Annotated in this window: 21 protein-coding genes; all 21 read right to left on the reverse strand. The window is 50.1% G+C overall.

The window, feature by feature from the left end:
• Positions 1 to 15 precede the first annotated feature (15 nt).
• Positions 16 to 2,214 carry a flagellar biosynthesis protein FlhA gene (gene flhA, locus LGT44_RS02115; protein ID WP_408033923.1) on the reverse strand — a complete coding sequence of 733 codons (2,199 nt, stop codon included), beginning with the start codon at positions 2,212 to 2,214 and terminating at the stop codon, positions 16 to 18.
• A gap of 116 nt (positions 2,215 to 2,330) precedes the next feature.
• Entirely contained in the window at positions 2,331 to 3,473 is a 1,143-nt protein-coding gene (gene flhB / locus LGT44_RS02120) for a flagellar biosynthesis protein FlhB (protein ID WP_145465780.1), read from the reverse strand.
• Between the two features lies 1 nt (position 3,474).
• On the reverse strand, positions 3,475 to 4,254 hold the full coding sequence (gene fliR / locus LGT44_RS02125) for a flagellar biosynthetic protein FliR (RefSeq protein WP_225693526.1): 780 nt from the start codon (positions 4,252 to 4,254) through the stop codon (positions 3,475 to 3,477).
• Positions 4,255 to 4,257: 3 nt separating this feature from the next.
• A complete protein-coding gene (gene fliQ, locus LGT44_RS02130) occupies positions 4,258 to 4,527 on the reverse strand; it encodes a flagellar biosynthesis protein FliQ (protein WP_145465782.1) in 270 nt (89 codons plus the stop codon).
• A gap of 8 nt (positions 4,528 to 4,535) precedes the next feature.
• Entirely contained in the window at positions 4,536 to 5,306 is a 771-nt protein-coding gene (gene fliP, locus LGT44_RS02135; protein ID WP_145465783.1) for a flagellar type III secretion system pore protein FliP, read from the reverse strand.
• On the reverse strand, positions 5,303 to 5,686 hold the full coding sequence (gene fliO, locus LGT44_RS02140; RefSeq protein ID WP_145465784.1) for a flagellar biosynthetic protein FliO: 384 nt from the start codon (positions 5,684 to 5,686) through the stop codon (positions 5,303 to 5,305). Before fliO ends, fliP begins: the two co-directional genes overlap by 4 nt.
• A 10-nt stretch (positions 5,687 to 5,696) precedes the next feature.
• The gene (gene fliN, locus LGT44_RS02145) at positions 5,697 to 6,215 is read right to left on the reverse strand and encodes a flagellar motor switch protein FliN (protein ID WP_145465785.1); all 519 of its coding nucleotides are present in this window, start codon (positions 6,213 to 6,215) and stop codon (positions 5,697 to 5,699) included.
• 12 nt (positions 6,216 to 6,227) lie between these two features.
• Complete coding sequence (gene fliM, locus LGT44_RS02150) at positions 6,228 to 7,196, reverse strand: flagellar motor switch protein FliM (RefSeq protein ID WP_145465786.1); 969 nt, start codon at positions 7,194 to 7,196, stop codon at positions 6,228 to 6,230.
• Between the two features lie 12 nt (positions 7,197 to 7,208).
• Positions 7,209 to 7,745, reverse strand: coding sequence for a flagellar basal body-associated FliL family protein (locus tag LGT44_RS02155; protein ID WP_145465787.1), 537 nt, complete (start codon positions 7,743 to 7,745; stop codon positions 7,209 to 7,211).
• A 314-nt stretch (positions 7,746 to 8,059) separates the two neighbouring features.
• Positions 8,060 to 9,403: a flagellar hook-length control protein FliK gene (locus LGT44_RS02160; RefSeq protein WP_230330553.1), complete on the reverse strand. Its 1,344-nt coding sequence runs from the start codon at positions 9,401 to 9,403 to the stop codon at positions 8,060 to 8,062.
• A 166-nt stretch (positions 9,404 to 9,569) separates the two neighbouring features.
• On the reverse strand, positions 9,570 to 9,914 hold the full coding sequence (locus LGT44_RS02165; protein ID WP_222428423.1) for an Hpt domain-containing protein: 345 nt from the start codon (positions 9,912 to 9,914) through the stop codon (positions 9,570 to 9,572).
• Positions 9,911 to 11,629 (reverse strand): ATP-binding SpoIIE family protein phosphatase, encoded by a 1,719-nt coding sequence (locus tag LGT44_RS02170; RefSeq protein WP_145465789.1) that lies wholly within the window; start codon positions 11,627 to 11,629, stop codon positions 9,911 to 9,913. Before LGT44_RS02170 ends, LGT44_RS02165 begins: the two co-directional genes overlap by 4 nt.
• A gap of 11 nt (positions 11,630 to 11,640) precedes the next feature.
• A complete protein-coding gene (locus LGT44_RS02175) occupies positions 11,641 to 11,946 on the reverse strand; it encodes an STAS domain-containing protein (RefSeq protein ID WP_145465790.1) in 306 nt (101 codons plus the stop codon).
• Positions 11,947 to 12,158: 212 nt separating this feature from the next.
• Entirely contained in the window at positions 12,159 to 13,196 is a 1,038-nt protein-coding gene (locus LGT44_RS02180) for a protein-glutamate methylesterase/protein-glutamine glutaminase (protein WP_145465791.1), read from the reverse strand.
• 8 nt (positions 13,197 to 13,204) lie between these two features.
• The gene (gene cheD, locus LGT44_RS02185; RefSeq protein ID WP_145465792.1) at positions 13,205 to 13,858 is read right to left on the reverse strand and encodes a chemoreceptor glutamine deamidase CheD; all 654 of its coding nucleotides are present in this window, start codon (positions 13,856 to 13,858) and stop codon (positions 13,205 to 13,207) included.
• Entirely contained in the window at positions 13,855 to 14,739 is an 885-nt protein-coding gene (locus LGT44_RS02190) for a CheR family methyltransferase (RefSeq protein WP_230330552.1), read from the reverse strand. The genes cheD and LGT44_RS02190 overlap by 4 nt, the downstream gene beginning before the upstream one ends.
• The gene (locus LGT44_RS20090; protein ID WP_274704277.1) at positions 14,724 to 17,024 is read right to left on the reverse strand and encodes a methyl-accepting chemotaxis protein; all 2,301 of its coding nucleotides are present in this window, start codon (positions 17,022 to 17,024) and stop codon (positions 14,724 to 14,726) included. The genes LGT44_RS02190 and LGT44_RS20090 overlap by 16 nt, the downstream gene beginning before the upstream one ends.
• 126 nt (positions 17,025 to 17,150) lie before the next feature.
• Positions 17,151 to 17,678 carry a chemotaxis protein CheW gene (locus tag LGT44_RS02205; protein WP_145465794.1) on the reverse strand — a complete coding sequence of 176 codons (528 nt, stop codon included), beginning with the start codon at positions 17,676 to 17,678 and terminating at the stop codon, positions 17,151 to 17,153.
• 8 nt (positions 17,679 to 17,686) lie between these two features.
• Entirely contained in the window at positions 17,687 to 19,798 is a 2,112-nt protein-coding gene (locus LGT44_RS02210) for a chemotaxis protein CheA (RefSeq protein ID WP_230330551.1), read from the reverse strand.
• A gap of 5 nt (positions 19,799 to 19,803) precedes the next feature.
• Complete coding sequence (locus LGT44_RS02215) at positions 19,804 to 20,166, reverse strand: response regulator (RefSeq protein WP_145465796.1); 363 nt, start codon at positions 20,164 to 20,166, stop codon at positions 19,804 to 19,806.
• Between the two features lie 43 nt (positions 20,167 to 20,209).
• Positions 20,210 to 20,497: an STAS domain-containing protein gene (locus LGT44_RS02220; protein WP_145465797.1), complete on the reverse strand. Its 288-nt coding sequence runs from the start codon at positions 20,495 to 20,497 to the stop codon at positions 20,210 to 20,212.
• Positions 20,498 to 20,565: the final 68 nt, after the last annotated feature.

Raw genomic sequence — 20,565 nt, forward strand, 5'->3', positions numbered from 1 at the left:
ATGATTCGTAAGGGCCTATTTGCCGCCAATACTGGCGACAATGGTAATACTCTTGTTATCCGGAACTTCCTGATACGCCAGCACCTGCAGTTGCTCGATGCTGTTGCGTACAAATTGGGCCATCGCCGCACGCAGCTGGCTGGTTACCAGCAGCACCGCCGGATTGCCTGCCATTTCCTGCGCCTGCACTGCTTCGGCCAGAGAGCGTTGCAGGGTATCGGCCATTCCCGGTTCCAGCACCAGACCATACTGTCCGGCCTGTTGTCCGCTTTGCTGAAGGGTTTTAAGCAACAACTGTTCCAGCCCCGGATCCAGCGTCATAACCACCAGCTCATCCGCATTACCAAAGATGTTCTGGACAATCATCCGGCTAAGGGCAAGGCGTGCAGCAGCGGTCATAGCGGCGGTATCTTGACTCTGACTGCCACTATTCGCCAAAGACTCGGCAATAGAGCGCATATCGCGGATAGGTACATGTTCACGCAAAAGATTCTGCAGAACCGCCAGTAACTGACTGATACTTAAAGTATTAGGTACCAGCTCTTCGGCCAGTTTCGGTGATGCTTTGGCCAGCATATCAACCAGCTGCTGAACATCTTCATGACCCAGCAACTCATGCGCATGGCGCTGTAATTTCTGATTCAGGTGGGTCGCGACTACTGTGCTGGCATCCACAACGGTGTAACCAAGGGTCTGCGCCCGGTCTTTCTGGGTTGCATCAATCCAGAAAGCATCCAGCCCAAAGGCCGGATCTTTGGCGGCCAGACCGTCTATTTTGCCAAACACCTGGCCCGGATTAATCGCCATTTCACGCTCCGGATAGATTTCGGCTTCCGCCAGAGTGACGCCCATCAGAGTGATACGGTATTGATTGGGCAGCAGATCGAGGTTGTCGCGGATATGTACAGAAGGCATCAGGAAGCCCATTTCCTGCGACAGTTTGCGGCGAACGCCTTTAATCCGGTTCAGCAGCTGGCCGCCCTGATTTTTATCAACCAGAGGAATCAGGCGGTAGCCTACTTCCAGACCGACACGGTCAACCGGCTCGACGTCATCCCAGCCAAGTTCTTTGACTTCCATTTGCTTGATTGCGGCTTCGGCTTTTTCTTTTGGCGCTGCCAATGCGTTACCACTGCCCGCTGGCAGCGCTTCTGCCGCCTTCGGCTGAGCGCCGATACGCTGGGCGATCGCATCTCCGAGCTTACCGCCGTCTTTGCGCCAGTGAATAAAGTAAGCAACGCTGGCGGCAATCAGGGCGGCGCCAAGAAATACGCCATGCGGCATACCAGGCACGATACCCATCATAAACATCAGTCCGGCAGCAACCGCCAGAGCGCGCGAAGACGCGAACATCTGGCCGAAGATCTGCTGCCCCATATCTTCGTCACCACCATTACGGGTCACCATAATGGCAGTTGCCGTTGACAGCAGCAGCGACGGAATCTGAGCAACCAGACCGTCACCTATCGCCAGCAGAGTATAAGCGGACACAGCGTCACTGAAGCTCAGGCCATGCTGAGCCATACCGATGCCAAAACCACCGACAACGTTAATGATCAGAATCAGGATACCGGCGACCGCATCACCTTTTACGAATTTGCTGGCACCATCCATCGAACCATAAAAGTCTGCTTCTGCAGCAACATCCGCACGACGGATCTTCGCCTGATCCGCATCGATCAGACCGGCATTCAGATCAGCATCAATCGCCATCTGTTTACCGGGCATCGCATCCAGGGTAAAGCGGGCGCTGACTTCCGATACCCGGCCGGCACCTTTGGTGACCACCACAAAGTTGATGATCATCAGAATCATAAAAACCACCAGACCCACGGCATAATTACCGCCGATCAGCACTTCACCAAAAGCCTCGATCACCTTACCCGCAGAATCGCCACCTTCATGGCCGTACAGCAAGACCACCCGTGTCGACGCCACGTTCAGCGCAAGACGCAGTAATGTCGCGACCAGCAGAATGGTCGGGAAAATAGCAAAATCCAGCGGCCGGCGGGCGTAGACACTCACCAGCAGCACAACGATGGATAAAGCAATATTGAATGTAAAAAAGGTATCCAGCAGGAACGGCGGCAGCGGCAGCGTCATCATGCCCAGCAGCACCAGCAGCATCACGGGAATGCTTAAATTCCCCTGAGCCAGCAGCGACATACCGCCCTTAAGCTGACCCATTACCTGATTTTTTGAGGCTACTGCCATGACCACATCCGTCAGAAAAACATCATTGGCAGAGGGTATTGCAAAAACCTTTCCTATTTTTCCAAAGGCAGGAAAATAGCGATAAAAAAAGCCGGCATTGCCGGCTTTTAAAGGAATTATTGTGGCTCAGGGTCAACCCTGAGGTCGCGCGGAATCGGCATATCCGGTTTACGTTCGGGTCTGGGCCCACGCCCTTTGATATACAGATCCATCTGATAAATGTACGCCAGCACCTGAGCTACCGCTACATACAGACCCTCGGGAATTTCTTCACCGATTTTACCGTGGGTATAGAGCGCCCGTGCCAGTGGCGGTGCCTGCATCTGCGGCACGTTATTTTCTTTGGCGATTTCACGGATTTTCATCGCCACCTGATCAGAGCCTTTAGCTACTAAGGTCGGGGCACGCATCATGTCTGATTCGTATTTTAAAGCGACAGCGAAATGTGTCGGGTTGGTAATCACCACATCAGCTGTCGGTACGTCCGCCATCATACGGCGCTGCGATGCTTCCCGTTGCAACTGTCTGATACGCCCTTTCACTTCGGGACGACCTTCGCTCTCTTTATATTCGTCTTTAATTTCCTGCATTGTCATACGCAGTTTTTTGGTATGACTGTATATCTGCCAGGGAACGTCGGCGATGGCGATAACCACGGTAGAGAGGCAAAGAAAAATAACACTCCAGATAATAATATGAACGGCGCCACTCACCGCCGGCTCAGCTTCTTTATGCTGCAACAGCATTGCATCTTCAAAATAGGCCGACAGCACCAGCCAGGCCATAAGCCCGACCACCAGAACTTTGGCCCAGGATTTCACCAGCTCGACCAATGAATTCATAGAGAACATGCGCTTAAGACCACTTAACGGGTTAAGGCGATCAAGCTTGGGGGCCAGTGCTTTAGTGGAAAAAATCCAGCCGCCAACACCGAGCGGTCCAAATAAGGCCGCCAGAAGAACCAGTATCAGCCAGGGGGTCAGCGCCAGTGTCGCCTGCCATAATGACGCGCCAAGATGGGCGTACATAATGCTCTGGTCAAAGGCGGCTTCACGTTCGAGAGAAAAACTGAAGCGGGCAATATGGTTAATATGCTCGGCCATCCAGGGGCCAAAAGCCAACAAACCCAGAGCGCCCAATAACAAAACCATGGTGGTATTCAGCTCTTTCGAACGGGGAGCCTGACCTTCCTCACGGGCTTTGTCTAACCTTCGCGCCGTGGGCTCTTCACTTTTTTCCTGACCGGAATCTTCCGCCATATCAGGACATCTCCGTCAATTTTTTGATGAATTCAAACAGCGTGTCCATATAGCCTTGAAAACTCTGTGCCATCTCTCCCATGCTGAGCCATAAAATAAATAAACCAACAATCATGGTGACCGGAAAACCCAATGCAAAAATATTCAGCTGTGGTGCTGCACGGGTCATAACGCCAAATGCCAGGTTAACAATCAGCAGGGCTGTCATTGCCGGCAAAGCAATGACCAGCGCCGCCGCAAACATCCAACCGCTCCAGGTTACCACCAAACCCAGTTCTTTCTGCGTCCAACCATCAAAGCCTATCGGCATGGTATAAAAACTGTCGATCAGGATTTCGATAAGCACCAGATGCCCGTTCAGTGACAGAAACACCAGACTGATCATAAATAACAGCCATTGGCTGATAACAACCACCGAGGCACCCTGCGACGGATCGACCGTCGTCGCAATCCCCAGACCGGTCTGCATCGCAATCAGTTGTCCGGCGATAACAAAAACCTGCGTCAGTAATTCGACGACAAAACCGAGAAGAATCCCGATCAGCAGCTGCTGCAGAATAATAATCAGCGAAGCAAGTGACAGCGCATCTACTTTGATAAAAGGAGGCAGTACAGGAACAACCACCAGCGTGATGGTAATCGCCAGAATCAGACGTACGCGCTGCGATACCATACGCGTACCAATCAGCGGCATAACCATTAACAGTCCGGAAATCCGCGCGAACGGATAAACATAACGGCTTATCCAGTGACTGACATCCAGCGCATCCAGTTCCAGCACAGGTTATCCGATAATAAAGGGAATATTGGTGTAAATTTCTTTGGTGAAATCCAGTACAGCATTCACCGCCCAGGGACCAAAAGCAATAATAGCCAGCAGCGTAACGACCAAGCGCGGCAGGAAGCTCAGGGTTTGTTCGTTGATCTGGGTAGCGGCCTGAAAGGTACTGACGATCAGACCAACAATCAGACTCGGAACAATGATTGCAACAACAATCGCCAGAACCAGATAAAGCGCATGGGTAAACAAATCCCCAATCTCTGATGGTGTCATAGCGCCTCCTAAACCGTTCCGAAACTGTTGGCCATGGTGCCCATAATCAGGACCCAGCCATCAATGAGTACAAACAACATTATCTTAAATGGCAGAGAGATAATAATGGGTGACAGCATCATCATACCCATCGCCATCAAAATACTGGCCACCACCAGATCGATAATAAGAAAGGGTATAAATATCAGAAAACCGATCTGGAAAGCCGTTTTCAGCTCACTGGTAATAAATGCAGGAATTAAAATATGGATCGGTGTTTCTTCCGGACTGGCAATATCATCGCGACCACTGATTCGTATAAACATCTGCAGATCATTTTCCCGGGTTTGCATCAGCATAAATTCATGCAATGGTTTAATTGCCCGCTCTGCAGCTTCCAGTGGTGTAATCGTTTCGGCCAGATAGGGCTGTACGGCTTCCGCATTAATCGTCCGGAAGATAGGCATCATAATAAAAATAGTCAGAAACAAAGACAGCCCTAACAACACCTGATTTGACGGTGTTTGCTGCAAACCAATGGCCTGCCGGAGAATAGCCATTACGACGATAATACGGGTGAATGACGTCATCATAATCAGCAGAGACGGCAACACCGACAGCATGGTCATAATCGCCAGAATCTGAATGGTGACCGTATATTCGCCACCACTATCCGTCGATTTATACACAACCGCCGGAATGCCCAGATAAGATGGTTGCGGATCAGCCGCCATACTCAGCAACGGAAACATCAGCAGGCTGCTGCCCAACAGGATTCTGATCAGTGCTGTTATTTTCATGAGCGTATCGCTTTTTTCAGCAGATCCTGAAAACTGACAGAGCCAGCGCCCTCATCCAGCGTCAATGGCTCATCCAGTTCCGCCAGGGTGGTTATTTGTTGCGGTGTAATCCCCACCAACAGTTGCTTATTACCGACCTGAACAACCGCAATCTTTTCTTTCATTCCCAACGGCAGAACGGCAACCATTTTCAGTTTTGCATTGCCTCCCCCAAGCCGCTGCCCCTGAGTCTTATTGACCAGCCAGGCCAAAAGCAGAATCAAGCCCACAATAAGCAGCAAAAAAATGACGACCTTACCAACTGACGATAACGGATCGGGAGCTGCCGGCAAAGCCGGTTCAGCAACCGCAAGCGCTGTACTCAGAAATACCGGGGTCATTAAGCCCGCTTTAACGCAGGCGCTGAATACGTTCACTTTGGCTCACCACATCGGTCAGACGAATACCAAACTTATCGTTCACCATTACCACTTCACCGTGAGCGATCAATGTGCCGTTGACCATAACATCCAGAGGCTCCCCCGCCAGACGGTCAAGCTCTACCACTGAGCCCTGATTCAGCTGCAATAAATTACGGATCGGAATCTGTGTTGCGCCAACTTCCATTGAAATACGGACCGGAATATCCAGAATGACATCCAGTTCAGGGCCAATGCCGTTGTTATCGCCGGGTTTGCTGTCATCGTGCAGTTCATCCAGCTCAACCTGGCGAATATCGGAAGCGGCATCAGCGCCGTCATCCCCATCCAGTTCACCAGCCTCTTCCATCGCTGCCGCCCATTCATCCGCGAGTGCTTCTTCATCATCACCCGCATCGGAAACACCGGCCGCGACTTCATTCGCCAGAGCATCAGCATCAAGTTCAGAAGACTCTTCTTCTGGCAGGTCTTTTTCGTTGTCATCACTCATATTACTCTCCTGTCAGCGCCGTCTGCTTTTCAGCTGATCAATAATTTTGACCGCTAAATTTTCATCTGAAATACCCATTTTCCCGCGGAAAATCGGTACGCCATTGGCTTGCAAAATAAATTCTTCTGGTAAGTCCACGGGAATAACATCACCGGCTTTCAGTGCTGCAACCTCGCGCAGTGTGATATAGCGGTCTACCAGCGTGCCATGTATCGGAACACGGGCATCCAGAATATCTTCACGTAATGACTGCAGCCAGCGCTCATCGACGTCGTCCACATCACTCTGCACACCGGCATCCAGCACTTCGCGGATGGGCTCGATCATGGAATAAGGAATGGTCAGGTGCAGATCGCCGCCGCCGCCGTCCAGTTCAATATGAAATGTGCTGACCACGACCACTTCACTCGGGCTGACAATATTAGCCATTGCCGGGTTTACTTCGGAGCCGACATATTCAAATTCCAGTTTCATGACCGGCCCCCAGGCCTCGATCATATCACTGAACATCTGGCTCAGAACCAGCTGTACCACACGCACTTCCGTTGGTGTAAATTCGCGTCCTTCAATTTTGGCGTGACGGCCATCACCGCCAAAAAAGTTATCAACCAGTTTAAATACCAGCTTGGCATCCATAATAAATAATGCGGTACCACGTAACGGCCGCATTTTTACCAGATTAAGACTGGTTGGTACGTACAGGGTGTGTACGTACTCACCAAATTTCATAATCTGAACACCGCCGGATGCAACATCAGCACTGCGGCGTAAAAAGTTAAACATGCTGATGCGGGTATAGCGTGCAAAGCGTTCGTTGATCATTTCCAGCGTTGGCATACGACCGCGCACAATACGGTCGTTGCTGGTCAGGTCGTAGGCTTTGACCCCTGCAGCATCAATGTCATCTTCCGGCTCAATATCGCCTTCGTCGACACCGTGCAATAACGCATCAATTTCATCTTGCGACAGTAAATCTTGCACGCTCTGTGTTCCTTACTGCATTACAAAATTGGTAAATAAAAGAGCTTCTACGCCCTCTATACCCGATTCTCGCTGTACGATCTGACGAACCTGCTGCAGCAATAACTCCTGCAGTTCGACCCGCCCTTCCGCCGTCCGTAACCGGTCAAAATTCTGTTCGCCGATGACCCGGATAATATCGTTACGTATCATCGGTTCATGCAAATTCAGCGCATCAACAACTGCTGGTTTACGGGTCATAACATCAATACTGACCTGCAGGTAGCGCTGACGTGAGCCGACCTGAAAACTCACCACAAACTCTGGCTTCAGAATCACATACTGAGCCGGTAGCAATGGCTCTTCAGCAACGGTTTCTTCCGTGTCAGCACTGTTTTCATCTGTACTGCTGTCATCGCCGCCGACCAGAAAAAGCGTCACCCCAACCGCCACTGCAATCAACAGGACGGCAGCGGCAATAATCAGAATCAGCTTCTTTTTACTGCCCCCGGCAGGTGCTTCTGCTGCGGTATTGCCACCATCTAGTTTCAGATCTTGTTCTGCTGCCATGTCGGAAAATCTCCCCAGTAAATGTCAATTTAGCAATAGCTGTGCCATAGATTTCCGTCAAAAATCCATCGCATCACGACCAATAACCCGTGAAAGCTGCTGTAAGTCTAGAAGGTTCTGCCGCAGGTGCCGGAATTACGGCGATATAGAAGAGGATTGTGCTCAGCACGGGTAATACGCTGAACTGTTTACACACTCAGCGCCTTGCCTGAAAAATTCTGAGCCAATAAGCGGCGTGTTTATCAGTGTGTATAAAAACTGATTAAACACGCCTTAGGGCCACCAGGGCATCGATAGCCACCGGCGGGGAAAGATCAGGCAAATGTATCCAGAAGATTATTGCTGCTTACCTGTGGCTGTGGCTTATCATCCACAACACCGTCTTCAGCAAGCCAGTCATCACCGCCCTGTGCTCCCTGTCCATCGCCGGACTGACCAGAACCCTCATTTCCCTGACCACGCTCACTGACATCAAAGCCATTCAGCGTAATCCCCTGGGCTGCCAGAGCATCGCGCAACCGGTGAGCATTCGCTTCCAGAACCTCTCTGACATGAGCATGCTGCGCCTGAACCTGCACACTGGCCTGATCCTGACTGACATGCAGTTTAATTTCCAGACTGCCCAGCTCCGGTGGATCAAGCTGGATTCTGGCTTTCTGCACATCTTCGGCCACCATGGTCATAATGCGGGCACCCAGTGCACCACCCCACTCGCGACGATCCTGGCCAAACTCAAGCTTCTCACGGCTACTGTGCAGCCGCTGCGCCTGCAGCTCGGTATCCGTCAGCGTATCTCCACTTTCACTGACAAAACTACTGGCGCTGCTGTTATCTTCCGTACTTGCAGCAGTCATTGCCGCAGCACTGGCTGGCGGAATAAGGGTGCTCCCGCTGTTCGGTGATGGCTGAACCGTCCCTTGCTGCCCCTGCAGGCTTAGCCCCTGTCCCTGCAGGCTTTGCGCAGCTGGCCGGTCTTCGCCCGGCAGTAAGAATCCAGCGCCTTCATCCGCGACCGTGGCGGTGTCATCGACAGTTGTCGCTACAGCGATGCCAGACAACGGCTCACTTGCCGGCTTTCTGGCATGATCTGTTTTCTGCGTCTGACCAGGCGCCATCATGCTGGCGACAGCGCCCGGCTGCGATGCCCCCTCACTCTGTGGCACAGGCTTCATCGCTCCGGCTTCCGGATCACTGACAGGTACACTTGTCGCCAGCAGCATCGCGGCTGCCGATGCATCGGCATCCGGTGTTTCAGAATCGTCCTCCGGGTGACTGTCCGTTACAGATAGTGCTTTCAGACTGCCAGCCAGCACCTGAGCTGCAGGTACTGCATCAGCCCTGACGGCATCTGTATGAGCAGCCATTTCCAGACCCAGACCGATTTGTCCCAGCAGATCATTAACATCTGCGCCACCGTCTACAGCAGCTGACGACAGCATAAGCGGCAAGGTTTGTTGCTCCGGCGGCAAGGTCTGTGCGCCATCAGCCGAGGGGAGCGGCAAAGCGTTCTCGCCTGCGCCCGGCATTAGTTGTGACAGTAAGGATGAAAAACCCTGATCCCCGGCCTCTCCGCCGAGGCCAGACAGCCCGCTGTCGCCGGTCATACCCAGCGACAGCAGAATACTTGTTGCGTTGGAGGTTGATCCCGTCGCGTTCATTCCAATCTCCGTTACTCAGGCCTGCAGAAGGCTTTACCTGTAGCTATAGGCAAAGCACGGGCCAAATTGCCGAAAAGAGGAAAGAAAAAGGAATGGTTGTTAGGGAAGAGCGCTGTACATCAGACATAATTGGCACAGCGGCCACAACAGGCCTGTAGCCAGTAACCTACAGCATGTCCTGCAGCAAAGTTTCTACGGCGTAATACTCAGCTTCAATCTGCGCAATCAGCAAATCGGCTCCGGCAAGCTTATCCTCCCGGGCTGCCGTTTCCAGCTGATAACATAATTGCGCCAGAACATTAGCACTGATATTACTGCTGGCACCTTTAAAGCTGTGCGCCAGCTCACGCAGCTGCTGCGCATCCTGCTGCTGCAGCGCCTGTGCCAGCAATGGCAGACGTTGCCGGGAGTCGTCGATGTAGACCTGCATCAGATCTGAAAATTCATCGTCCATAACTTCCCGGAGCATATCCAGTGACTCGGGGTCAAAGTGCTCTGCCAGTGACATCATAGTCTCCCATCCAATATTTGCGGCCATCGTATCACCGCTTCGACGACATTGCCTCTGCCCTTATATTCCAGCGATTCACAGATTTGATCAACCAGAGGAATTCCCCGACCGCAATATTGGGCAGAAGCCGGATCTTTTGGCTCATCAAAAACAGGGGCGAAATCAAACCCCGGGCCACTATCTTCAACCGTCAGGACTAATCGTCCGCTGCGTCCGTCTCCCTGGTGTTTCATGCTGATAATGACATAGCCTTCATTCAGCCCTGCAAGCCGGGTTTCGCGTTCCTGATAGTACTGCATAAAGCCATCCGATGAGCGTTTCAGCTCAGATTTAAGCCCCAGTACGCCATGTTCGAAAGCATTGGAAAACAGTTCTGCCATCACGGTATACAGCTGCCCGCCCATTACCCGTAATCCGGGTACTTCCATCATGATATGAATCATCAGCGGCAACGGATTAAAGTTTCTCAGGGTTTCATGCCCAAGATAATAAGACATCTCCCAGTCTACCGGACCGGATAACGGCCCGGACGCCAGTTGCAGAGCAATATCTTCCAGCTCATGCTCAGCAATCATCCGCAGCTCAAGCAGCGTGGTGTCATCATCACGGGCACTGTCAGCAACAAACTCCGCTAACGCATGCTGAATATCATCAAATACGTGATGCGGATCTGAGGCCTTGCTGAAGACATTCTGCAGACGCTCTTCGCCAAACATCTCGCCTGCCGGATTACGGGCTTCTACGATGCCATCGGACCACAAAAACAGACGGTCGCCATCACTCATAGGATATTCCGTCAGGGTATCGCTGAACTGTTCGTTATTGAGCACGCCAAGTGGCAGATGTGTCGACTTCAGGCTTTCAACCCTGGCACCATCCTGGCGCAGCATATAGCAATCCGGTACGCCGCCCATCCAGACACTTGCCGATTTACGGTCAAAATTCAGATCAACAACGACAGCACAGCAGAAAAAACCAACAGGAAGAATGCCTTTCAGCTTGAGATTAATTTCCCGCAGAATATCGCGCAGAGCAAAGCCCTTGGCCGTCATACCATAAAATATTTCTGCCAGTGGCATAGCACCAATCGCAGCGGGCAGACCATGCCCGGTAAAGTCCCCGAGCAAAACGTGCATGCCTCCCGCAGGTTTGCGCGCGGCCAGTAACACGTCGCCATTAAAGACGGCCAGTGGGGACAACATATAGCGGATATTAGGTGCCGAAAGGCAGCCGGCATGAGCCACGTTATCAAACACGGCTTTGGCCACATGCTGTTCATGCAGGAGGTGTTCATTATTACTGGCAATCGTATCACGCTGATGCTGCACGGTTCGGTGCATCTCACGCATACGATAAAATGAGCTTATTTTTGCCTGCAGAATAATGTGATTGTAAGGCTTACTGAGAAAGTCATCGCCACCCGACTCCAGACAGTCTGCAAGGCTTTGCGCATCAGTAAGAGAGGTCAGAAAGATAACCGGAACAAAATCCTCTCCGGCATCAGCTTTGATACGGCGGGCGGCCTCACGACCATCCATCACCGGCATCATAACATCCATCAGGATAATATCCGGACGGTGCAGGTCGAAAGCACGAACGGCCTCTACACCATTCTCAGCTTCCAGTACCTGATAGCCCTGATTGCGCACTATGCGTGACAGCACCATCCGGTCAATCTGATTATCATCCGCAATCAGAACTTTAATGGCATCCATGCAGTATTGGCTTACTGTATCTTGAACAACTGTTCGAAGTTAGAAATGGTCAGTATTTTCCGGACATCCTGATTACAGTTAACAATCCGGACATCGGCCCCATCGCCACCGGCGTGATCTCTCAGCAGCAGCAACATTCCCAATGCCGAACTATCAAGGTAAGAGGTTCCACCCAGATCCACAACGTAGCTCTGAACATCTGCAGCCATGCTTTCATAGGCATCGCGGAATTCCTGATGCGCACTGAAATCAAACCGCCCATCTACTTTAATCGTCAGTTCCCGCCCATTCCCTGCGAGAGATGCTTGTACAGTCATCTGTTCTTCTCCACCGGATAATAATTATTCCTTCAACCAAACGGGACGATTCCGTTTTTGGTCGTGCACCAAGAGAGTTTTCTCTGAGTGTCTGCAAACCTTACTTAACCACAATTTACAGGACTTTCTGATTCTGTCGTTATCCTGTCAGTCCTTCAATAGGTTTAGCACAAAGATGTCTTTTGTCATTGTTGCCATCTGCCCGCAATCTATCACACAGCAGCTTCCAGCATCAGCTCAGCAATCCGTCCCAAAGGAGCTATTTTATCAACCGCTCCAAGATCAACTGCTGCTTTCGGCATTCCCCAAACGACACTGCTGGCCTCATCCTGAGCCAGCGTATAAGCACCCGCATCATGTAATCGTTGCATAGCTCTGGCGCCATCCGCGCCCATACCGGTCAACATCACTGCAACCAGATGCTTGCTGTCCAGCTTTTCTGCCAGATCATCAAACATCACTTCAACCGACGGCCGGTGCCGGTTTACTTTTTCTCCGTCATCCAGCACACAATAATAGCTCTGGCCTTCGCGGCGGAAACGCAGGTGATAGTCTCCATGGGCAATAATTGCGCGGCCAGGTCGGACCTCAAGACCGTTACAAGCCTCACGAACTTCAATTGCCAGAGTACGATCAAGACGCATCGCCAGTGAAGCACTGAATACTGCAGGTATGTGCTGGGTGATCACAATGGGCGGACAATGAGCCGGCAAGCGGCTCAGAACTTCTCTTATTGCTTCTGTCCCACCGGTCGAGGAGCCAATAGCAATCCAGCGGCGGTAACTGACCGAGGCCTCGACTACCGGTAAAGGCCGCAACATTTTCGTGCTTTTCAGAGGCTGCACTCTGGCATTAGCGGCCATCCGTACCTTTTCTGTCAGCGCGGCAGCAAACGCCAGAAAACTTTGTTCATTCTGAGCCTGAGGTTTGGCGATGTAATCAACCGCTCCCATTTCCAAAGCATCCAATGTAGCCGGTGCTCCAGCCTCTGTCAGCGTTGACACCATGACAACCGGCATTGGCCGCAGCCGCATCAGATTATTCAGGAACTGCAGGCCATTCATGCGTGGCATTTCAACATCCAGTGTCAGTACATCCGGATTCAGCTGCTTAATTTTGTCCCGGGCAATAAAAGGGTCTGCTGCCATACCGATTACTTCAATGTCAGCGGTAGAGTCAAACACCTCCTTAAGCATTTTTCTGATGAGTACAGAATCATCAATGATTAACAATCTGATCTTAGCGCTCATAATTCCTCTCAGAACAGATCAATAGAACCAGCATCAGATACTGCTGGTTGAGATACCGCTTTTTGATACGCCTCTTCACGAGCAATCAATGTATCGTTCTGCAACTGTTTAATGCGGCGAACTTTCACTGAACCGGTATCGGGGAAATAAAGCACCTTACGGGCGAATACATCACCGACATCCGCGGCTGCCACGGTGATTTTTTCATTGGCGAGATAACTGTAAGCAAACAATATATTACGCTGCCCAATGTCACTCATCGATGCAATCATCTGCCCGCCACCAAACAGTTTTACTTCCAGATTTTCACGCCGCCCCCCGCGTTTCAGAATTTCGTTAATCAAATATTCCATTGCCCAGTTGCCATAACGTGAGGCATGGGTCGAGGGGTTGCTACCCCAGACATCGGATGAATGTTCGCCCTGCTCCGGCAACATGAAGTGGTTCATACCACCAATACCGCGGACACGATCACGAATGCAGGCTGCAATGCAGGAGCCAAGTACGGTGACGATCATTTCCCCATGCGTGGAGACATAAAATTCTCCCGGCAAAATTTTTGCAGCCCAGGTCTGATGAACATTATCCCAGTAGCGGTTAACGTGTTCAAAACCTGAGCTGGGAGGGGGCTGTACAGGACGTCCAGGCTGGATAATGCTCATTTAACCTTCCTGTATATGGTATTTCCCAACGATTCAAACCGATCCGTTATTCCGGATATGTTTTCTGAATGCCCGATCATAAGATGTCCTCCGACAGGCAGAAGGTCGGCGTACCGGTCAAACAGAATCCGCTGTGTATCCTTGTTAAAGTAGATCACAACATTACGGCAGAAAATCACATCGAACGGACCTTTTAAAGGCCAGCTTTCTAACAGATTAAGACGTTTAAAATAGACAAGATCCCGGAGTTCATCCTTCACCTGAACAGAACGTTCATCACGGCTGCGCAAAAAGAAACGCTTCACTACTGACGGTTCCAGCCCCTCAACATGAGAGGTCGGATAAATTCCGGCCCGTCCGGTATCCAGAACACTGGAGTCCAGATCCGTAGCCAGGATTTTCACATCCCAATCGGATGGAAAACCGACCTGACGCAGAGTAATCGCAATCGAATATGCTTCCTGACCAATAGAGCAACCCGCCGACCATATACGTAGGCGCTTGCGGTCTTTATTGGCAAACCTCAGTTGCGGGAAGAGCGTATCCTTTAAAAAACTGAAGTGATGTCCTTCACGGAAAAACGAAGTCAGATTGGTTGTCAGTGAATTAATAAACTCTGTGGATTCTGCCTCCAGATTATTTTCAAGATAGTCCAGATACTGACGGAAGGTCGAGTAACCATGCGCCCGGACACGACGGGCGATACGGCTGTAAACCATATTCCGCTTATGATTCCCCAAAACGATGCCGGTCAGATCTCCTGCCAGATGAGCAATCTGTGCAAAATCTTCATCCGTCATCAAAAATTCGCGGACTTCACTATCTTTATCGGCCGATACCGTTGGAGTTGTCATATCGGTAGAAATCAGAACTCTGCCCATTCATCGTCATCATCCTTCACCGATAAGCCGGTACTTTTCTGCCCGTGGCTGTGCCCACTGCTTTTTGCGGCAGGCTTAGCTGCAGGAACAGAGGAAAGCACAGGCGCTGACTGGCGCTGATGACCATCGATACTGAAAAACTCCATCATCTGCAGCATCGACTGAGCCTGCTCGGCCATTGCTTCCCCTGCTGCAGAGGCTTCTTCAACCAATGCAGCATTCTGCTGAGTCATTTCGTCCATTTGTGCAACAGCACTGTTAACCTGTTCAATACCGGACGATTGCTCTCTGGCTGCCGTGCTGATTTCCTGAATCATCACCGACACCCGATCCACAGCCTGGATAATTTCATTCAGTGTTTTCCCTGATTCGTTAACCAGCGATGTACCTGCATCAACTTTATCAACGCTGTCACGGATCAGATCCTTAATCTCTCTGGCAGCTCCGGCTGAGCGCTGAGCCAGATTACGGACTTCGCCTGCAACAACAGCAAACCCCCGGCCCTGCTCTCCGGCCCGGGCGGCCTCAACGGCAGCATTCAAGGCAAGCAGATTAGTCTGGAAGGCAATTTCATCAATCACACTGATAATGTCTGCAATCTTCTTACTGGCTGCATTAATTTCGTCCATTGCAACCACGGCCTTGCTGACAACGTCGCCTCCCACCTGAGCTTTTTGTTTCGCAGAACTGGCCAGCTCATTGGCATGCACTGAATTTTCGCTGGTTTGTTTTACCGCACTGGTCATCTCTTCCATGCTGGAAGCGGTTTCTTCCAGGCTGGATGCCTGCGATTCTGTCCGCTTACTCAGATCGGCATTCCCCTGAGCGATTTCACTGGCACCGGTTGAGACCGTTGATGCCGCTTCACGGATACGCGTAATAATATCGGTCAGACGATCAACCGTGGCGTTAGCATCCTGTTTGAGCTTATCGAATGCGCCCTGATAATCATCGTCAATTTTTCGCGTCAAATTACCGTGCGCAAGTGCATCAAATACACGGATTGTATCGCTGATAACACTATCGGCGATGGTCAGCAGACGATTCAGCCCCTGACCAAGATTCAGGAAGAACCCTTCTTTGCCGCTCAGATCAATACGCCGGGACAGATCACCGGAAGCTGCAGCTTCTACAATACGATCAATTTCCTGTTCCGCTGATACCTCATCAGTACGGTCTTTCCATTCGACAATGGTGCCGATGCGTTCTTTTTCATCATTGAAAATGGGGTTAGCGATGAGGCCAAAAGTGCGGCCACCAACAGTGATCTGGGTTTTATACGTATTCTGTAAGGCAGCCAGCATAGTGCGCTGGTGCTCTGGCCGTTTGTGGAATACATCAATATTCTGTCCTTCCAGACGGCTGGCATCAAAGCCGGGAATATCCCGGCGAAGGTCTGCCTCCGCGTGTTTCATCATGTCCTTCACGGCCTGGTTCATATACACGATACGAAGGTCATTATCTGCAATCATGGCATTGGTAGTGACGACATCAAGAGCCTGCTTAACCCTGGCATTAGCATTGCTGATATCACGTTCTCGTTTTTCATGAGCCAGTTCGTTAGTTTTATCAAACCATTCGACAACTGTACCAATCCGCTTTCCGGAAACGTCCAGCCAGGGAGTTGCAGTTAATGAAAACGTAAGATCAGAAACTTTGATGTTGGTTTTATAAGGCTCATTCAGAGCAGCAATCATCTTACGCTGATGACCCGGTTTCTTGTGAAAGACATCAACATTAGTCCCGACCAGAGAACTCATATTAAAATCGGGAAGTTCCTTTCTGATTTCTTCCTCCCTTTCTTCAAGCATCTCTCTCAGGCTTTGATTAATGTACGTTATTTTCATATCGTTATCGGCCAACATAACATTTGCCTGGCATATCCCCAGTGCACCGGCCATGTTTGCATTAACTTTATTTTCCCGGTCTTTCTTAACACGCTCGGTTATATCAGTGGCATACTTAACGACTTTAAATGGTTTGCCACTATCGTCCATAACCGGGTTATAAGTGGCCTGAATCCAGACTTCACTGCCATCTTTCCTGATTCTCAGGTAGTCTTCCTGGTGAAACTTTCCCTGATTCAAAATAGTCCAGAAGTCACGGTATTCATCACTTTCACGATACTCCGGAGTGACAAATATCCGGTGATGTTTGCCAACAACTTCATCCAGCCGGTATCCGAGCAAATCAAGAAAGTTACTGTTAGCATTAAGAATAACACCATCCATAGAAAACTCGATTCTTGCCATACTGGAATCGAGCGCCTTTAGTGTTGATTCCATTTCACGCGCTCTTGCGGAGCTTCCGGAACTAAAGATATTATTCAAAATACTCATCTCACTCTCCTTTTCTGCACTGCCCGGACTCAAGCCTGACAATGAAGAATTATTATTGGTGGCCTGTTGATATTAATTAAACAGGCTCTGATTATCTGTAAAACCTGAATGATATTTATCTTCAGAAATATTCAGAAGATCATCCACATCAAGAAGAATGACCATTTTTTCGTTAACATTAACCAACCCCTTAATAAATCCGGAGTTTTTATCTTCGGTAAGTTCCGGCGGTTTCCGTGTGGATGCATCGGCAATGGTATAAACATCAGAGACTGCATCAACTACAATCCCCATAACCCGCTCACCATTTTCACGCTCTACTTTAAGAATAATAACAACGGTAACAGGGCTGTATTCCACACGCTTAAGGCCAAAGCGGATACGTAAATCCATAATGGGAACAATAGTACCGCGAAGATTAATCACTCCCCGGATATAATCAGGAGCATTGGGTATCAAAGTCGACTCTTCCCAGCCACGGATTTCCTGTACAGCAAGAATATCGACCCCATATTCTTCATCAGACATCATAAATGTCAGATATTGCTGATCATCTGAACTACCCGGTTCTTTTTTTTCTTCAATTGCTAGAGCATCCATAAGATTTCCTATGCAGCCTGATCTGATCGGGACTGGCCTTTTGCAGATTTGTCCAGATTTTTACCAACATCTGAAACATCAATAATGAGTGCAACGGTTCCATCACCAAGAATAGTTGCGCCCGATATTCCGGTAACACGTTTATAGTTCTGTTCCAGACTTTTAATTACGACCTGCTGCTGGCCAAGAAGATCGTCAACAACGATGCCGACTTTTTCATTATCGCCTTCAACCACGACCAGCATTGGATTTTCAAATTCATCATCACTTGCACGCAGGTTAAACAGCTCGTCAAGACGGACAATAGGAATGTACTCGTCCCGCAATTTCATAACGTACTGGCTTCCCGTTACATGATTCAGTGAGCGTTTCTGCAGCTGAATAGATTCGACAATAGAAACCAGCGGAAAAATATAGGTTTCGTCCTTAACCTTAACCAACTGTCCATCGAGAATAGCCAGCGTCAGTGGCAGACGGATGATAAAAGTAGAACCTTTGCCGCGTTTGGATTTAACTTCGATGCTGCCATTAAGTTCGGCAATATTACGGCGGACAACATCCATCCCTACACCGCGGCCGGAAATATCACTGACCACATCGGCGGTGGAAAATCCGGGAAGAAAAATCAGCTGGTGAATTTCTTCGCTGCTGAGTTCCTGAGTTTCAGGCACCAGGCCCTTTTGTCTGGCTTTATTCAGAATCCGTTCTTCATTGAGGCCGGCACCATCATCTTTAACTTCGATCACGATATTGCCGCCCTGATGATAGGCATTCAGGGTGATGGTACCCTCTCCCGGCTTACCTGCAGCCAGACGCTGTTCCGTTGTTTCCAGCCCATGATCCAGAGAATTACGCACCAGGTGCACTAACGGATCACCGATTTTCTCCATCACGGTTTTATCCAGCTCGGTATTTTCACCCAGCATGACCAGATTTACCTGTTTGCCCAGCTGTCCTCCCAGATCCCGGACAAGACGAGGAAAGCGACTGAAGGCAAAGCTGATCGGCATCATGCGGATTTTCATCACGCTTTCCTGCAGCTCGCGGGTATTCTGTTCTAACTGTGTCAGTCCTTCCTGCAAGCGGGCAAGACGACTCATATCAAAGTCCTGCCCAAGCTGGCCAAGCATGGATTGCGTAATTACTAATTCGCCAACCATATTGATCAGACTATCGACTTTATCGATCGACACCCGGATAGAAGAGGGCTCGTTAGATTTTCCTGCTGTACGGGCGGCCGGCTTAGCTTGCTGCGCGGCCGATGCGCTGAGTGCTTCTGAAACTTTATCCGGTATAACAGCAGAAACCGGCTCGGTGCTGTCGGTGCTGACTGCAGACTCAGCCATCTCTGTCACTGCAGTATCAGCAGTCGGGATATCAGGAGCAGCAGCAACAGATAATGGTTGATAATCGATATCGCAATCGTCAGCTACCCACTCAAATACAGCGGCAATATCATCACGATTCACATCACTGCGGACTTCCAGAACCCAGCTGAGATAACAGTTTTCAGGATGCAGGCTGGTAAATTCCGGAAGGTTATCGGTTAACGGGATAACGGTCAGGTTGTCAGCGCCGACTAGTTCCTGCAGCTCTCGGAACATGCGGAATGGTTCGTTACCGGTTTGCAGAATATCTTCTGCCGGACGAAAGGTAATACGCCAGCCGTTACTGCAGCCCTCGTCAGCAACGGTGGGTTTTTCTTCAGTCACCTGGGAATCGCTATCGGCTGATTGCTGCAGAATTTTTTCAAAGCTGGCTTTTAAGGTCGCCGCACGCTCACCATCAGGTTCTGAACCGGATTGCAGACTGCCAAGCATGGCTCTCAGACAATCAACAGATTGCAGAAACAGATCAATGTAGTTGCGCTGCATACTGCGGGTACCACTGCGGATTTCATCCAGCAGGGTTTCCACTACATGGGTAAATTCCGATACCTGCATAAAACCAAAGGTACCGGCACCGCCTTTGATTGAATGGGCAGCACGGAAAATAGTATTCACACTTTCTGCATCGACCTCCTGCGGCTGCAGGTCGAGTAACTGGCTCTCCATCACATCAAGGCCTTCGAAACTTTCTTCGAAGAATATCTGATGAAACTGCGAAAGATCGATGCTCATACCGGTTACCCCAGAACGCGTTTAATCGTGCTCAGAAGCTGCTCCGGATTAAAAGGCTTGACGATCCACCCTGTTGCTCCGGCCTGCTTTCCCTGTGCTTTTACATCGCCTGCAGATTCAGTTGTCAGCATAAGCACAGGCACAAACTTGTAATCGGCCAGTTGGCGCAATTCCTTAACTAATTCGATGCCATTCATGTTGGGCATGTTCACATCGGACAGTACAAGGTCGTATTTTTTTTGACCGGCAAATTCAAGGGCCTGAACGCCATCACAGGCCTCCTGTACATCATGCCCGGCACCACGCAGTGTGAAAGACACCATCTGTCGCATGGATGCAGAGTCATCGACAGCTAAAATACTCGCCATATTTACAGCTCCTGTTGTTTAAAATAGCTCGTTATCGGGCTGATTAATCTTGTTCACTAAGATTTAATGCTTGTGTCAGGCCAAGATAACCGGATATTTCCCTCACCGAATCACTGACACTTTGCCAGTAAATTCTGTGGCCGGTTTTTTCCAGTGTTTTTTGCAAAGCCAGAACCAGCTGCAGGCCGGCACTGTCACAATACTGAACCTGACCCGCGACCAGACTGATATCTCCTGCGGTTGCCAGCGCCTGCTCTGCACTGGCATATAGCTTTTCTACCTGCTCAATACTGAGCCGTTCTCCGCAGTCAATAATGACGTTATCAGTCATAGCAAAGCCCTGTTTAATGTCTGATAACTAAGATTAGACGCTGATTACAAAGCTGCTAGAGAATCTGT

This window comes from Thalassolituus alkanivorans, assembly GCF_020447205.1.
Classification (GTDB): Bacteria; Pseudomonadota; Gammaproteobacteria; order Pseudomonadales; family Oceanobacteraceae; genus Venatoribacter; species Venatoribacter alkanivorans.

Coding starts and splice junctions, on each gene's coding strand:
- flhA (WP_408033923.1), bottom strand. CDS start 2,214: ATGGCAGTAGCCTCAAAAAATCAGGTAATGGGTCAGCTTAAGGGCGGT.
- flhB (WP_145465780.1), bottom strand. CDS start 3,473: ATGGCGGAAGATTCCGGTCAGGAAAAAAGTGAAGAGCCCACGGCGCGA.
- fliQ (WP_145465782.1), bottom strand. CDS start 4,527: ATGACACCATCAGAGATTGGGGATTTGTTTACCCATGCGCTTTATCTG.
- fliP (WP_145465783.1), bottom strand. CDS start 5,306: ATGAAAATAACAGCACTGATCAGAATCCTGTTGGGCAGCAGCCTGCTG.
- fliO (WP_145465784.1), bottom strand. CDS start 5,686: ATGACCCCGGTATTTCTGAGTACAGCGCTTGCGGTTGCTGAACCGGCT.
- fliN (WP_145465785.1), bottom strand. CDS start 6,215: ATGAGTGATGACAACGAAAAAGACCTGCCAGAAGAAGAGTCTTCTGAA.
- LGT44_RS02155 (WP_145465787.1), bottom strand. CDS start 7,745: ATGGCAGCAGAACAAGATCTGAAACTAGATGGTGGCAATACCGCAGCA.
- LGT44_RS02160 (WP_230330553.1), bottom strand. CDS start 9,403: ATGAACGCGACGGGATCAACCTCCAACGCAACAAGTATTCTGCTGTCG.
- LGT44_RS02165 (WP_222428423.1), bottom strand. CDS start 9,914: ATGATGTCACTGGCAGAGCACTTTGACCCCGAGTCACTGGATATGCTC.
- LGT44_RS02170 (WP_145465789.1), bottom strand. CDS start 11,629: ATGGATGCCATTAAAGTTCTGATTGCGGATGATAATCAGATTGACCGG.
- LGT44_RS02175 (WP_145465790.1), bottom strand. CDS start 11,946: ATGACTGTACAAGCATCTCTCGCAGGGAATGGGCGGGAACTGACGATT.
- LGT44_RS02180 (WP_145465791.1), bottom strand. CDS start 13,196: ATGAGCGCTAAGATCAGATTGTTAATCATTGATGATTCTGTACTCATC.
- cheD (WP_145465792.1), bottom strand. CDS start 13,858: ATGAGCATTATCCAGCCTGGACGTCCTGTACAGCCCCCTCCCAGCTCA.
- LGT44_RS02190 (WP_230330552.1), bottom strand. CDS start 14,739: ATGGGCAGAGTTCTGATTTCTACCGATATGACAACTCCAACGGTATCG.
- LGT44_RS20090 (WP_274704277.1), bottom strand. CDS start 17,024: ATGGAATCAACACTAAAGGCGCTCGATTCCAGTATGGCAAGAATCGAG.
- LGT44_RS02205 (WP_145465794.1), bottom strand. CDS start 17,678: ATGGATGCTCTAGCAATTGAAGAAAAAAAAGAACCGGGTAGTTCAGAT.
- LGT44_RS02210 (WP_230330551.1), bottom strand. CDS start 19,798: ATGAGCATCGATCTTTCGCAGTTTCATCAGATATTCTTCGAAGAAAGT.
- LGT44_RS02215 (WP_145465796.1), bottom strand. CDS start 20,166: ATGGCGAGTATTTTAGCTGTCGATGACTCTGCATCCATGCGACAGATG.
- LGT44_RS02220 (WP_145465797.1), bottom strand. CDS start 20,497: ATGACTGATAACGTCATTATTGACTGCGGAGAACGGCTCAGTATTGAG.